Here is a 13,299-nt window from a genome sequence, read left to right as displayed (position 1 = left end):
CTAGTAGACCGTGACGGCGTCGGACGGACGGCCGGAGGTGTCGTCGAGGGGGACCGCGTCATCCGGACCCTTCTGCGCCGCCCGCTTGATGAGGCGGAACTCGACGACGGCGAGGGCCCCGTAGATGAGGGTGAAGGCGATGATCGAGATCAGCACGTCGAGACCGGTGATGTTGGGGGAGACCCCGTCCTTGGTCTTGAGCAGGCTGAAGACGATCCACGGCTGGCGCCCCATCTCGGTGAAGATCCAGCCCATGATCATCGCGGCCAGCGGGAGCGGGAACGCCCAGACCGCCACCCGCCAGACCCAGCGCTGCTTCGGCATCCGGCCACCGCGGATGAGCCAGAGGCCCACGATCGAGATGATCACCGAAAGAAGGCCGAGGCCGATCATCCAGCGGAACGCCCAGTAGGTGACCCAGATCACCGGCGTGTAGTCGCCCGGTCCGTACAGCGTCGTGTACTGCGACTGCAGGTCGTTGATTCCCTCGACCGTCCCGTTGAGCGTGTGGGTCGACAGGAACGACAGCAGGTACGGGATGCGGATGGAGAACAGCTCGCTCACCCCGTCCGGTGTGCCGAGGGTGAAGATCGAGAACGAGGCGTCGGCCCCGCTCGACGTCTTGTACAGCGCCTCCGCCGCGGCCATCTTCATCGGCTGGGTGGACACCATCGCGAGACCGAGCTGGTCGCCGGTCAGCACGGTGAGGATGCCGGCGCCGATCATCGTCCACATGCCGAACTTGATGGCGGGACGCATGGTGTCGAGGTGCTGGTTGCGGGCCAGGTGCCAGGCCGCGACGCAGATCACAAGGGCGGCGGACACCATGAATGACGCGACGATCGTGTGCGGGAAGGCGGCGAGAGCGACCTTGTTGGAGAGCACCGCCCAGATGTCGGTGAGTTCCGCCCGCCCGCGCACCTTGTTCAGCTCGAAGCCCACCGGATTCTGCATGAAGGCGTTCGCCGCGATGATGAAGTAGGCGGACAGGATCGTGCCGACCGCGGTGAGCCAGATGGTGGCGAGGTGCAGGCCGCGGGGCAGCTTGTCCCAGCCGAAGATCCACAGTCCGATGAAGGTGGCCTCGAGAAAGAACGCCAGCAGGCCCTCGAGCGCGAGAGGCGCCCCGAAGACATCGCCGACGAAGCGGGAGTAGGTCGACCAGTTCATGCCGAACTGGAATTCCTGCACGATGCCGGTGACGACGCCCATGGCGAAGTTGATCAGGAACAGCTTGCCGAAGAAGTGGGTGAGCTGAAGGTACTTGGCCTTGGAGGTGCGCACCCAGGCCGTTTGGAACACCGCCGTCGTCGTTGCCATGCCGATGGTGATCGGCACGAACAGGAAGTGGTAGATCGTCGTCAACCCGAACTGCCATTGCGATAGCACGAGGGGACTGAGCAGGTCGTTCACGGGGCGCTCCTTTTCCGGCGAACGCTGTGTTCGCGACGAAGGGTGTCGAATGCCGCCGCGTGGGCGTGTCCGTTCAGGCGGTCACACCGTCATCGGGGCAGGGCAAGATTATTTTCCGAGGGTGTGCCGGAGAGGGTCTTTGGTCCCGACAGTTGCGAAGGTCTAGGGCGCGGTCGTGAGGGCGGCCGTCGCCAGGCGCCCGATCCGTTCGCCCCACGCGCGGGCACGCTCGAGTTCGCCGGCCTTGATGGCCTCGCTGTCGTCTACGAGAAAGCTCGAACGGCGGGATACCTGATGCAGACCACGGCGGGCGAGGGACCTTCCGATCGACACGGACGCCGCCCCGGTGAGGATGCGGGCCATGTCCCGCCGTGTGTCGAACGCCGCGAAGAGCCCGGGCCCGGTCGGCACGGTCTCGAGCCATTCGCGCACCCCGCCGCCGACGGCGCCGGACTCCAGCGCGAGGTGCCGCTGCGGGTCGTTGGACATGGCGACCGCTGCGGCTCGGGTGGCGGGCATGCTCATGCCGTGCAGGTGGGTCGGTGCCCCGACCACGATGAGGTCGGCCAGCCCGATGCCCAGCGGGTCCGCGTCGTGCACCGTCACGAGCACCACCGTCGACGACCCGGCGAGGCCGGCTGCAATCTGCTCCGCGATTCTTCTGGTGCTACCGAACATCGACTCGTAGATCACGAGCGCCTTCATCCCGGGCTTCCTCCCGTTCGGTGTCGTCGGCATCCTGGTCACCATGGACCACGAGCGTCGGGCCGGCGAGGTTGAGGAGCACATCGTGGCTCACCGGGCCCAGGGCCCGTTGGGCCAGACCGTGGCGGCGTGAACTACCGATCACGAGCAACCGAGCAGAGGTGGAGGCCTCGATGAGGGCCTCCGCCGGAGTTCGGCGCATCGTGCGGGACTTCACCGACACGGTGACGCAGTGCTCCTTGGCCAGCGACACGGCGTCGGCCATCATCTGCTCGACGGCCGCGTGCACGAGCTTCTCGTGCTGGAGGGTGCGGTCATCCGGGTCCAGCCGCAACTGGGGGAGCCGCCACGAGCGGACGAGGGTGAGGTCCTGCCCGGTGCGCTCGGCCTCCGCCGCGGCGAATCGCACGGCCGCCCAGCCCGCAGTGGAGTCGTCGACTCCCGCCACGATTCCCCGGCGGTTTCGCACCGAGGACTCCGGAATGATCGCGACCGGCGCCTGGGCGCTCGCCGCGAGCTGGAGGCTTCGGGAGCCGAAGGCCCTTCCGTGCAGGAACCCGGTCTTGTGGGTGCCGACGACCACCAGTTCCGAGCGTGCGGAGGCGCTCGCGAGTTCGACCATCGGGTCGCCGCGGAGCACCTCGCTCGTCACCGCAACCGTCGGTTCCAGAGACCGCGCGTATTCCGACTCCGCCTCCACGAGTTCTCGGGCCGAGCGGTGGATCTCCTCGAGGGCGAGGGTGCCGATCATGCCCCATTCGTCATCGACCACGTGCACGAGCAGCACGCCCGCGCCGGTGGCCGCGGCGCGCCGCATCGTCCAGGTGAGCGCGGAGCGGCTGGGTGACGACCCATCGATCCCCGCCAGGATGGTGCGTTCCATGGTGCGGGCCTCCCTGCCGTGTGCCGCTTGTCGGCTCGTCCATAGTGCCGAACTCGGCCCATCTGCGAAAGGGGCTTTGGTCCCACCGGCCGACGGAGCCGCTCCTTTGCGCACGAAAGAAGGCAAACCGGGGATAAACTCACGCTTACGAGGACCGTGCCGGGCGGATGTCCGCGTCGCCAGTGAGTTGAGGTGTAGCCGTGACGAGCGAAGATGACTCCCTGACCTTCCCCGACGAACCGCGCGCCGAGCTCGACCGGGCGCTGAGCGAACTCGTGGACCGCGCCCAGGAGGTTCTCACCACCCAGGGCAGGCTCCGCGCGCTCCTCAGGGCCAACCAGGCGGTGGTCGCGCAACTCGAACTCCCGGTGGTGCTGCGCAGGATCGTCGAGTCCGCGGTGGGGCTCGTGGGGGCCCAGTACGGCGCGCTCGGCGTGATCGCGCCGCAGGGCGGACTCGAGCAGTTCATCAACGTCGGGATGCCGCCGGAGCAGGCGAAGTCGATCGGGCATCTCCCGGAGGGGCACGGGCTGCTCGGCGCCCTCATCGACGACCCGCGGCCGATTCGGCTGCGTCACCTCTCCGAGGACTCCCGTTCCGCCGGATTCCCGGCGTCGCACCCCAGCATGGACAGCTTTCTCGGCGTGCCGGTCCGCGTGCGCGACGAGGTGTACGGCAATCTCTACCTCACCAACCAGGCGTCGGGCAAGTTCAGCAAGGAGGACGAAGAACTCGTGACGGCGCTCGCCGCCACCGCCGGCTTTGCCATCGACAACGCCCGCCTCTTCGCCGAGACCCGGCGTCGCCAGGCCTGGGCGGCCGCATCGGCCGAGGTGACGTCCGCGCTTCTCTCCTCCGAGCGCAGCGACTCGATCTCCATCCTCGTCGGCCGGGTCCTTCTTCTTTCCGAGGCGGATCTCGTCTGTGTCGTGCTCCCCACCGACGACCCCGCGAAACTCGCGGTGGGCACGGCCCGCGGCGTGGATGAGGAGTCCCTCGAGGGGACGCTCGTGGACGCCGAGGGCTCGATCGCGGGCAGCGTGCTCGAGGGACTGCATCCCCGCCTCGTCAATGACGGCGACCGAGACGAGATCTCGCTGCCCAGCGGTGCGAGGCTCGGCCCGGTGATGGCGCTCCCGCTCATGGTCGGCAGCCAGGCCGAGGGCGCCCTCATCGTCGCCCGACTCCATGACTCGATGAGTTTCTCTCCCGCCGACCTCGAAATGGCCGCGGACTTCGCGGGCCAGGCGAGCGTGGCCATGGAGCTCGCCAAGGCCAGGGCGACCCGCCAGCGGATGCTGCTCCTCGAGGACCGCGGACGCATCGCCCGTGACCTGCACGATCACGTCATCCAGCAGCTCTTCGCCACCGGGCTGGAGTTGCAGAGCCTCGCCGGGGCGATCGCGCCGTCGCCCGAGGCGGACCGGGTGATTCAGAGCGTCTCCAGTCTGGATGCGGCCATCGCGCAGATCCGGACCGTGATCTTCGCGCTCTCCTCGCAGTCGGCCGACCGTAGGGACACGGTGCGGCACTGGATCATCGACCTCGCCAACGAGCTCGCCCCCGGCCTCGCTCGCACCCCCGCCGTGCAGTTCTCGGGACCCGTGGACCTCGTGGTGACCGACGGCCTCGCCGACGACGTGATCGCCGTGACCCGGGAGGCGCTCACGAACTCCGCCAAGTACGCCGAGGCGGAGAACACCACCGTCTCGCTCGCCGCCACGGACGGCTGGGTGGTGCTCGAGATCGCCGACGACGGGGTCGGGGGAGTCTCCGCTAGTCCACGCCGGAGCGGCCTCGCTAATCTGGAGGAGCGCGCCCTGCGGCGCCGTGGCACCTTCAGCCTGGAGTCCGACGACACCGGGACGCGTGTGCGGTGGAGCGTCCCCTTCGACCTGGCAGACTGAACGACCGATGGACGGAGCGACCCGATGATCCGAGTTTTCTTGGTTGACGATCACGAGATCGTGCGCCGAGGCATTGCCGACCTGCTCAACGCCGAGCCCGACATCGAGGTTGTGGGCGAGGCCGGAACCGCCGCCCAGGCCCGAGCAAGGATCGCGGCGACCCTGCCCGACGTGGCGCTGCTCGACGTGCGCCTGCCGGACGGGAACGGCATCGACGTGTGCCGCGACGTGCGTTCGAAGAGCCCGGAGGTTCGGTGCCTCATGGTCACCGCCTACGACGACGACGAGGCGCTCTCGGCCGCGGTCGTGGCCGGGGCGGCCGGCTATGTGCTCAAGGACGTGCGAGGCAGCGGACTCGTCGAGTCGATCCGCAAGGTGGCGGCCGGCCGCACGCTCATCGATCCGGCGCTGTCGAGGCGGGTCGTCCAGCGGATGGAACACACCAGGGACAGCGATCCCCGCCTGGGCTCGCTCAGTGCCCGCGAACGCCAGATCCTTTCCCTCATCGCCGACGGCCTCACCAACCGGCAGATCGGCGTGGAGCTCTCGCTCGCCGAAAAGACGGTAAAGAATTACGTGTCGAGCCTGCTCAGCAAACTCGGCCTGCAGCGCAGGACCCAGGCGGCCGTGCTCCACCTGGGCACGCTGCACACCGACCAGTAGCCGTCGCCCCGGCAGCGGGGGACTTTGTGCTCTAACGTCTCGAAGGGGACGCCGTGAGCATGGGCTCATGGATGCTACGAATCGCGCCGAACAGACCGTCGTGGGGTGGGATCGTTCTCCCGCCGCCCACGCCGCCCTTGCCTGGGCGATCGACCGGGAACGTCCGCGCAACGGCACCGTGACGTTGTTCTGGGTCTTCGGCGACATCGCCACCAGCCGGCACGACCTGGAGACCGCGCGAACTCTTGCCGCAAAGGATGCCCAGCTGGCGATGGAGTCGGCGCCCGGGGTGACAGTGCTCAGTGAGGTCGTGCTGGGCGAACCGTATGACAGGCTCCTCTCCCGATCGGAGCCCGGTTCGCTCATCGCCGTCGGTGTCCACGATCGAACCGCGAGGCGAGTGCTGCGTGGCGCGTCCATCGGACTCAGACTCGCGGCATCCGCCCCGGGTCCGGTGGCCATCGTCCCGGCGTCGCGGGGCGAGCGGGAGGGAGTCGTGGTGGGGGTCGACGGGTCCGAAGCATCCCTCAACGCCGCGAGGTTCGCGGCACGCGAGGCGGAGCGACGCGGCGAGGTGCTCACCGTGATCCACGGCTGGCTCGAACCGAACATCTGGCTCGACGCGTTCCCGCTGGAGCCGGAGTTCCTGCTTCAGTTGCAGGAGGCCCACGACCTCGTCCTCGACCAGTGCCTCGCGATCATCACCCACGAATTCCCGGACCTCCGCGTCTCTGGACGCACCGCGCGCGGCCACATCCCGCGCTCGATCCTCGAGGCCTCGCCGTCCGCGGCGCTCGTCGTGGTCGGAAGCCAGAGCCGACGCCTCGTTGGTCGCACTCTGCTCGGTTCCGTCAGTCACGAAGTGATGCTCAATCTCGAGGTGCCGGCGGTCGTGGTGCACAGCCCGGCGCCGGACGCGGCCCAGACGAGCTCGCCGAGCCGCACGGCGGCGGCAGCCACGACGTGAGCGAAACGCGCCTGGAGTCCCGGGCGGGAGTCGCCGCCGAGGTCCGCACCGCGTCGCGTGTCTTCGCCCGGTATCCCGTCGTCGCGGCGACCGTCCTGGTCGGTGTGCTCGGGGGAGTGATCTGGCTTGCCGGCGCCCACGACGTCGCCCGGTGGGTCGTGAGCGGGTACGCCCTGGTGATGGCCGCCGTGCGCGGCTGGCGGATGCTGCGCGACCTCATCCGGGGGCATGCCGGCGTCGATATTCTCGCGATCGCCGCGATCCTGGCCACCGTCGCCGTCGGCGAGTTCTGGGCGAGCCTGGTGATCGTGCTGATGCTGTCGGGCGGGGAGGCGCTCGAAGACTTCGCCGGGCGCCGTGCGCGCCGGGAATTGACCGCGCTCCTCGCGCGGGCGCCGCAGTCGGCGCATCGGGTCGGGGACGGGGACTCGGTCGTCGAGATCCCCATCGACGGTGTGGCCCTGGGAGACGAGCTGCTGGTGCGACCGGGCGAGGTCGTGCCGGTCGACGGCACGCTGCTCTCCGAGATCGCGACGTTCGACGAGTCGCAGCTCACCGGAGAGAGCCTCCCGGTCGAGCGCGGCGCGGGGGAGCTGGTGCTGAGCGGCAGCGTGAACGGGGAGTCGGCCATCCGCCTCCGCGCGACCGCGGTGGCGGCCGACAGCCAATACCAGCGGGTCGTGCAGCTCGTCGCCTCCGCTGCCCAGAGTCGGGCGCCGCTCGTGCGGCTCGCCGACAGATTCGCGGTGCCGTTCACGCTGGTGTCCGTCGCCATCGCCGGCTTCGCCTGGTGGGTGAGCGGGGAGCCGGTGAGGTTCGCGGAGGTGCTGGTGGTGGCGACCCCGTGCCCGCTCCTGATCGCCGCGCCGGTGGCCTTCATCGCCGGGATGAGCCGATCGGCCAAGGCGGGCGTTATCGTCAAGTCGGGGCAGGTGCTCGAGCAGCTCTCCCGGGTGAAGACCGTCGCCTTCGACAAGACAGGCACCCTCACCCTGGGGTTGCCCACGGTCGTCGGAGTGCTGCCTCGTGGATCGCTCGCCGCCAACGACCTGCTCTCGCTCGTGGCTTCCGTCGAGCAGTATTCCCCGCACGTGCTCGCCTCGGCGATCGTCGATGCCGCCCTCGCGGCCGGCCTGGCACTCCAGCCGGCCACCGACATCCACGAGGAGACGGCCGCCGGGGTCACCGCCACGGTCGGCGGCAGGCGGATCACCGTCGGCAAGCGGAGGTTCGTGTCCGGGCTCGCCGGCGAGATCGACTCGCCGCCCCCGCGGTCCGGGCAGTTGGCGGTCTATGCGGCGGTCGACGGTGACTTTGCGGGCGAAATCGTGCTCTCCGACCGCGTGCGGGACAACGCGAAGTCCACCCTGGCTCAGCTGTCGCGACTCGGCGTGCGACGCACGATCCTCATCTCCGGCGACCTCGCCGCCACCGCGCAGCACGTGGCAGAGGAGTTGGGAATCACGGAGGTGCGCGCCCAGTGCCTCCCGGAGCAGAAGGTGGAGGCCGTGAGGAGCATCACCGACCGGCCGGTGATGATGGTGGGGGACGGGGTCAATGACGCGCCCGTGCTCGCGGTGGCCGACATCGGGGTGGCGATGGGCGCGCGAGGGTCGACGGCAGCCAGCGAATCGGCGGATGTCGTGATCATGGTCGACGACCTGTCACGCGTCGTTCGCGCGATCACCATCGGCTGGCAGACCAACGGCACGGCGTTGCGAGCGATCTGGCTCGGCATCGCGCTGAGCCTCGCGCTCATGATCGTGGCGACGTTCGGCGTGCTCCCTGCCATCGTCGGGGCGGCGCTGCAGGAGGTCGTGGACCTCCTGGTCATCCTGTACGCCCTGCGGGGACTCGTGGAGCGGCCGGACCGCCGACTCGGCCGTTGACCGGCGGTCGGGTCAGGGCTGCCAGACCATGAGCACGACCACGGCGACGAGCAGGAGCGACACGATCCCCGAGCCGGCGGCGATCGCCGGGTAGCGGGGCGCGGCCACAGCCGTCGCTGCAGCGGGCGTCGCACCCGCAGACTCGAGGTCGGCCGCCGCTCGACGCAGCGTCGGCACCACCAGCGCGAGGCTCAAGACGATGGCGATCACGTAGAGGATCAGGGAGATCAGGATCCACGGCGTGGTCATCGAGAGCTTCTCCTTCGGGTCTGTCATGCCCATGAGAGCGAATCCCAACACGACAACCAGCAGCGAGAGGAGGCTGAACAGGTTGGTGGACTTGGCCAGCAGCCCCACCTGGGACGCATTGCGAGCACGGATCGCTCGCATCGCGCTCATCGGCAGGATCGCCATCGGTCCGACGATGAACACGGCGCCGACGACATGCAAGACATTCACGAGAGTTTCCATGGGCCACAGCCTAGTGACGTCCCGACCGCCCGGTGACCCGCCGAGGGGAGGGGATGCCGCGGCGTAAACTGATCGCCATGCTCATCGTGATCGTCGTCGTTTTGCTCGTGCTCTGGCTGGTCCTCTCCATTCTGGGCTTCGTGATCAAGGGCCTGCTGTGGCTCGCGGTGCTCGGAATCGTGCTCTTCGCGATCACAGCCGTCGTCGGCTTCCTGCGCCGCGCGGGCGGTCGTCGACCTTAGCGTCCGCGTCAGTGGGGCAGTAGCGAGTCGATCACCGCGGTGATTCGACGCGACCGAGTCTCGGGAGTCTTGGCCGCCTCGACCGGGCCGACAAACGCCGATTGGCGTGAGTACGAGAGCGCGGCGAAGGCCTCCGCTCCTCCCGGCGACGCGGCGAGCGCCGCAGCCAGGTCTTCGGGCACCGCCACTTCTCGGGGTGCGGTGTCCAACTCGAGGGTCACCAGAACGCTGTCACCGGCCACCACCCCCACGGCCATGCGGTGCTCAGCGCTGAGCGGCACGATGAATCCGCCATCCCGGCTCGACACCGTGGTGCGGTAGCTATAGTCGCCGATCTTCACCGTCACCGCCGGCCTCCTCGAGCCGCCGAGACCCTCGACAGCGTGGTCGGGAATGGGCAGTCCGGTCGCCTTGAGCCCAGGCGCCTGAAGAACGGTTGTGGTGAATGTCTCGGGCACTCTCCGACCCTATAACTCGTCTCATTCCGCCGAAAGGCCCGGAATTCCGGTGCGAATTCAATTGCGCCTTAGTAGTCGCCACGAGTTATTTATTGGGTTTTCTCGGGCGTCCGCGCAAAATTCGGCCTCGTGGTCTACGCTGGGACATGCAGTTGCAGTACCTCGCACATCTTGAATGCTTGGAACCCATAAGATCGGCCGCCTGAGAAATCACTCGGCTGGGTGCCATGTCTCTTTCGGGAGCGGACGATGAACACCGCGACGAGCGGCCCGACAGTCGGGTCGCGCGAAGACTCCTGAAGGAGAAAATTATGGCACTAGGAACAGTGAAGTGGTTCAACGCTGAAAAGGGCTTTGGATTCATCGCCCCGGACGACGGAAGCCCGGACGTGTTCGCACACTACTCGGCGATCGCCTCGAGCGGATACAAGTCCCTCGACGAGAACCAGAAGGTCGAATTCGACCTCGCCCAGGGCCCCAAGGGACCCCAGGCCGAGAACATTCGCCCCCTGTAAGACGCAAGTCTTCCGGCCGTAGTGGCCGAACTGGATGCAACTAATGCTGATTGATGTCAGCCGTAGACGTTGAAACTCCATGAGACCGGCCCCCGCACCTCGGTGCGAGGGCCGGTTTTCTCGTTAAGGGAATCACGGCATGTCCCGGCTCGTTACAGTGAGGGACTTCAGCAAGGATGGAACCATGACCGACACCGCCACCACAGCCACGCCAGCCGAGCAACTTGCCACCTTCCACTCGCGACGAGAACTTTCCGTCGTGCAGCCGAAGGGCAGTCTCGCCCTGGTGAACACCCAGTGGATCGACTCCGAGCAGACCATTTGGGGCGTGCCGGGTACCTGGGCTCCGCTCCCGGACGGTGAGTCCGGACTGGCGCTGACGGCGACCGCGGCCGACGGCATCCAGGTCGACGGCGTGCTCGTCGACGGCGAGGCGGTGGTGCGGGGCAAGGATTCGCCGACTCCGAGCGAGATCACGTTCAACGACACCACGTCGGGATTCGTCATCGCGAGCGAGGCCGGAAGCTATGCGCTGCGGGTGTTCGACTCGAATTCCGAGGGGATCCAGGAGTTCGGTTCTATCTCCGCCTTCGATTACAACCCGGACTGGGTGGTCACGGGCACATTCACCGAGCTGCCGGATGGCACCACCGTCGGCTTCGAGCACCTCAAGGATGATGGCAAGTCCCGTGAACTGCCGGTGCCGGGAGAGATCACCTTCACCAAGGATGGCGTGGACTACAACCTCGCGGCGTTCAAGGCCGGCCGGGCGCTGCAGCTCGTGTTCTCCGACTCGACCAGCGGGGACAGCACCTACAGCGTCGGCAGGTTCCTGTTCGTCGCCCCGAACGCGGACGGCACGATCACGCTGGACTTCAACCGGGCGATCCTGCCGCCGTGCGCCTTCAGCTACGCGTTCAACTGCCCCATGCCACCCAAGCAGAACAGGTTCTCGGTTTCGATCGAGGCCGGCGAGAAGCAGGTTCTCAAGAAGGACGGCTCGCTGCTGCACGAGGAGTGACTACCGTCGCGGAATCGTGACCAGCCGTGTCGGGTGAAGATTCTCGCTCACCCCTAGGCTTGCGCCATGAAGCAATCTCGACTTAACCGATTCTCGCCATTGCTCGTCGTGCTTGCCGTCGCCTCCCTGGCCGGATGCGCCCCGGAGAGCGGTGGGCGGGCATCCGACTCTCCGTCGGAGTCGCCGACCCCGACGCCCGTCACCACGGCGACGCTCCAGGTGGCACGGGACGGGATCACCATTCTGGGCAGCGACGGCTCGACTCTGCAGACCGTGTTGTACAAATCTGATCCCGTGGACGCCATCGCTGCCATCACCACCCGGCTCGGGGAGGCCCCTGCCACCGAGACCTTTGCCGCCACCGCGTGCTCCTATCCCTTGACGACCGCGCGCTGGGGTCGCGGCTTCAGCCTGACCTACGTAACCGACGACCAGAGCGGCGCGGCGAAGATGTTTACCGTGCGTTCGAATTCGGCAACGACAAGTGGGGACGTGTCGGTCGAGACCGCCCAGGGATTCTCCGTGGGCGATCCGGTGAAGGATTTGATCGCCAAGAATCCGAACGCGGTCACTCAGGGCGAGGACGATCCGAGTGTGTTCGGCATCCGCGTCTTCTTCGACCTCGACTCCGACCAGAATGGCGTGGTCGCCGACTCCGACCCGAAGACCCTGCTCATCTCGATCATCTACGCCCCGGCCAACGTAAACCAGGACTGCTGACCTCCGCTCAGATTGTCTGCCGGGCGTAAGCCGGACCGAGTACGCTATGCACACTCGACCAACGATGATCGGAGTGCTGTGGCCAGTCCCTGGATCGTCACCCACACGGATGACGTGCGCGATCGCGCGCGCATCGCCAGCGCGCACGGCTCCGTCGTGGGCACTCGGATGCCGGCGACGGGAGTGCGGCGCCTGGTCGAAGAGTCGTGGCAGCGGTCCCTTCAGCTGAAGCTCGATCCCGATCGCCTCGGCACCGCCCTCGAATTCGACGACGACGAACTGCGGGAGTACCGGGATGCGCATCCGATGTCCCTCGTGCTGCCGACCATTCACAGCCTGCTGATCCGGCACACCTTCGACTCGGGGCTGATCGTCGCCGTCGGAGACGAGGCCGGCCGTCTGCTCTGGATCGACGGCGATCGTTCCCTGCGTCGCAAGGCCGAGGGGATGCTGTTCGTGGAGGGCGCGGACTGGTCGGAGCGCGCGGTGGGCACGAGCGCCCCCGGCACGGCGCTGGCCCTCGACCACGGGATCCAGATTCAGGGTGCCGAGCACTTCAACCGCATCGTGCATCCGTGGAGCTGCACTGCGGTGCCTGTACACGATCCGGGGTCCGGGCGGGTACTCGGCGTTATCGACATCACGGGTGGGGACGACGCCGTGGCCCCCGCGACCCTTCCGCTGCTCGAAGCCGCGGTCGCGGCCGTCGAATCGGAGCTTCGCATCCGGCGCCTCGACGAGCTCTCCTCCCGGCCCAGGCGATCCGCGCCCCCGCGCCGGCCCTCGGTCGTGGCGGCGGAGCCGCTTCTGGCCGTGCTCGGCAGCGACACCGGTCGTCTCGCCAGCGGAGGCAAGGCCGTCGAACTGAGCATGCGCCACGCGGAGATCCTCACCCTGCTCGCCTGGCACCCCGACGGGCTGTCGGTGGACCGACTCGCGGGCCTCGTCTACGAGCGTGAAGGCTCGGTGATGACCCTGCGCGCCGAGATGGTGCGCCTGCGTAAGGTGCTCGAGGTCGCCGACGAGGCGCTCGTGCCGCTGTCGCGACCGTATCGGCTGCCGCGCAAGCTGGAGCTCGACGCGCATCGCGTGCTCGCCTTCCTCGATCGAGGGGCCCACAGGGTGGCCCTGGCGGCCTACTCCGGCGCGCTGCTTCCCACCTCGAGCGCCCCCGGGATCGTCGCGATCCGGGCGGAGCTGAGCGCACGACTGCGTGACGCCCTCCTCACCGACGCATCCGTCGAAACCCTTCTCAGCTACGCGCGCTCGGACGAGGCGGTCTACGACGCCGAGGTGTGGCGGGCGTGCCTGATGATGTTGCCGCCGAAGTCGCCCAAGAGGGCGGCCGTCGTGTCGCGGCTGGAACGCATCGAGAGCGAACTCGGTGCGGTGCAACAAGTTGCAACCCTGACGCAACCTCGCCGCTCCTAGTCTTCCTGAAGGCC

The 13,299-nt window shown here is 68.0% G+C and carries 14 protein-coding genes; 9 read left to right on the top strand and 5 right to left on the bottom strand.

All coding sequences use genetic code 11. The features are described 5' to 3' along the window. The 3 genes from ACHZD8_RS04440 to ACHZD8_RS04430 all read right to left on the bottom strand — a co-directional run bounded on the left by ACHZD8_RS04440 (nt 1) and on the right by ACHZD8_RS04430 (nt 3,001). Complete coding sequence (locus ACHZD8_RS04440) at nt 1–1,413, bottom strand: cytochrome ubiquinol oxidase subunit I (RefSeq protein WP_394768944.1); 1,413 nt, start codon at nt 1,411–1,413, stop codon at nt 1–3. A gap of 162 nt (nt 1,414–1,575) precedes the next feature. After that, nucleotides 1,576–2,118, bottom strand: coding sequence for a flavodoxin domain-containing protein (locus ACHZD8_RS04435; protein WP_394768943.1), 543 nt, complete (start codon nt 2,116–2,118; stop codon nt 1,576–1,578). After that, complete coding sequence (locus ACHZD8_RS04430; RefSeq protein ID WP_394768942.1) at nt 2,081–3,001, bottom strand: universal stress protein; 921 nt, start codon at nt 2,999–3,001, stop codon at nt 2,081–2,083. The genes ACHZD8_RS04435 and ACHZD8_RS04430 overlap by 38 nt, the downstream gene beginning before the upstream one ends. 200 nt (nt 3,002–3,201) lie before the next feature. Here ACHZD8_RS04430 and ACHZD8_RS04425 point away from each other — a divergent pair, with 200 nt between their 5' ends. The 4 genes from ACHZD8_RS04425 (at nt 3,202) to ACHZD8_RS04410 (ending at nt 8,427) form a co-directional block, all read left to right on the top strand. Continuing rightward, nucleotides 3,202–4,908: a GAF domain-containing protein gene (locus ACHZD8_RS04425; protein WP_394768941.1), complete on the top strand. Its 1,707-nt coding sequence runs from the start codon at nt 3,202–3,204 to the stop codon at nt 4,906–4,908. A 24-nt stretch (nt 4,909–4,932) separates the two neighbouring features. Continuing rightward, on the top strand, nt 4,933–5,571 hold the full coding sequence (locus ACHZD8_RS04420) for a response regulator (RefSeq protein ID WP_394768940.1): 639 nt from the start codon (nt 4,933–4,935) through the stop codon (nt 5,569–5,571). Between the two features lie 67 nt (nt 5,572–5,638). Beyond that, complete coding sequence (locus tag ACHZD8_RS04415) at nt 5,639–6,538, top strand: universal stress protein (protein WP_394768939.1); 900 nt, start codon at nt 5,639–5,641, stop codon at nt 6,536–6,538. Next, nucleotides 6,535–8,427: a heavy metal translocating P-type ATPase gene (locus ACHZD8_RS04410; protein WP_394768938.1), complete on the top strand. Its 1,893-nt coding sequence runs from the start codon at nt 6,535–6,537 to the stop codon at nt 8,425–8,427. The genes ACHZD8_RS04415 and ACHZD8_RS04410 overlap by 4 nt, the downstream gene beginning before the upstream one ends. 12 nt (nt 8,428–8,439) lie before the next feature. Here ACHZD8_RS04410 and ACHZD8_RS04405 read toward each other — a convergent pair whose 3' ends face one another. Beyond that, entirely contained in the window at nt 8,440–8,898 is a 459-nt protein-coding gene (locus ACHZD8_RS04405) for a DUF2269 family protein (RefSeq protein ID WP_394768937.1), read from the bottom strand. A 53-nt stretch (nt 8,899–8,951) separates the two neighbouring features. Here ACHZD8_RS04405 and ACHZD8_RS04400 point away from each other — a divergent pair, with 53 nt between their 5' ends. After that, nucleotides 8,952–9,140, top strand: a complete 189-nt coding sequence (locus ACHZD8_RS04400) for a hypothetical protein (protein WP_394768936.1) — start codon at nt 8,952–8,954, stop codon at nt 9,138–9,140. A gap of 8 nt (nt 9,141–9,148) precedes the next feature. Here the strand turns inward: ACHZD8_RS04400 and ACHZD8_RS04395 are convergent, their stop codons facing one another. After that, entirely contained in the window at nt 9,149–9,598 is a 450-nt protein-coding gene (locus ACHZD8_RS04395) for a YdeI/OmpD-associated family protein (protein ID WP_394768935.1), read from the bottom strand. A gap of 311 nt (nt 9,599–9,909) precedes the next feature. On the opposite strand from ACHZD8_RS04395, the gene ACHZD8_RS04390 reads away from it, so the two are divergent. From ACHZD8_RS04390 to ACHZD8_RS04375, 4 genes are all read left to right on the top strand, one after another. After that, the gene (locus ACHZD8_RS04390; protein ID WP_147784641.1) at nt 9,910–10,113 is read left to right on the top strand and encodes a cold-shock protein; all 204 of its coding nucleotides are present in this window, start codon (nt 9,910–9,912) and stop codon (nt 10,111–10,113) included. A 184-nt stretch (nt 10,114–10,297) separates the two neighbouring features. Then, a complete protein-coding gene (locus ACHZD8_RS04385) occupies nt 10,298–11,134 on the top strand; it encodes a DUF1684 domain-containing protein (protein WP_394768934.1) in 837 nt (278 codons plus the stop codon). Nucleotides 11,135–11,200: 66 nt separating this feature from the next. Further along, nucleotides 11,201–11,854: a hypothetical protein gene (locus tag ACHZD8_RS04380; RefSeq protein ID WP_394768933.1), complete on the top strand. Its 654-nt coding sequence runs from the start codon at nt 11,201–11,203 to the stop codon at nt 11,852–11,854. A gap of 78 nt (nt 11,855–11,932) precedes the next feature. Continuing rightward, on the top strand, nt 11,933–13,285 hold the full coding sequence (locus ACHZD8_RS04375) for a GAF domain-containing protein (protein WP_394768932.1): 1,353 nt from the start codon (nt 11,933–11,935) through the stop codon (nt 13,283–13,285). Nucleotides 13,286–13,299: the final 14 nt, after the last annotated feature.

The organism is Lacisediminihabitans sp. (genome assembly GCF_043726815.1).
GTDB lineage: Bacteria > Actinomycetota > Actinomycetes > Actinomycetales > Microbacteriaceae > Lacisediminihabitans.
This window is presented reverse-complemented; position numbering and strand designations above follow the sequence as displayed.

Bases quoted from the DNA above. Each gene is read 5' to 3' on its own strand.
- ACHZD8_RS04435 (WP_394768943.1), bottom strand. From the start codon at position 2,118: ATGAAGGCGCTCGTGATCTACGAGTCGATGTTCGGTAGCACCAGAAGA.
- ACHZD8_RS04430 (WP_394768942.1), bottom strand. From the start codon at position 3,001: ATGGAACGCACCATCCTGGCGGGGATCGATGGGTCGTCACCCAGCCGC.
- ACHZD8_RS04420 (WP_394768940.1), top strand. From the start codon at position 4,933: ATGATCCGAGTTTTCTTGGTTGACGATCACGAGATCGTGCGCCGAGGC.
- ACHZD8_RS04415 (WP_394768939.1), top strand. From the start codon at position 5,639: ATGGATGCTACGAATCGCGCCGAACAGACCGTCGTGGGGTGGGATCGT.
- ACHZD8_RS04405 (WP_394768937.1), bottom strand. From the start codon at position 8,898: ATGGAAACTCTCGTGAATGTCTTGCATGTCGTCGGCGCCGTGTTCATC.
- ACHZD8_RS04400 (WP_394768936.1), top strand. From the start codon at position 8,952: ATGCCGCGGCGTAAACTGATCGCCATGCTCATCGTGATCGTCGTCGTT.
- ACHZD8_RS04390 (WP_147784641.1), top strand. From the start codon at position 9,910: ATGGCACTAGGAACAGTGAAGTGGTTCAACGCTGAAAAGGGCTTTGGA.
- ACHZD8_RS04385 (WP_394768934.1), top strand. From the start codon at position 10,298: ATGACCGACACCGCCACCACAGCCACGCCAGCCGAGCAACTTGCCACC.
- ACHZD8_RS04380 (WP_394768933.1), top strand. From the start codon at position 11,201: ATGAAGCAATCTCGACTTAACCGATTCTCGCCATTGCTCGTCGTGCTT.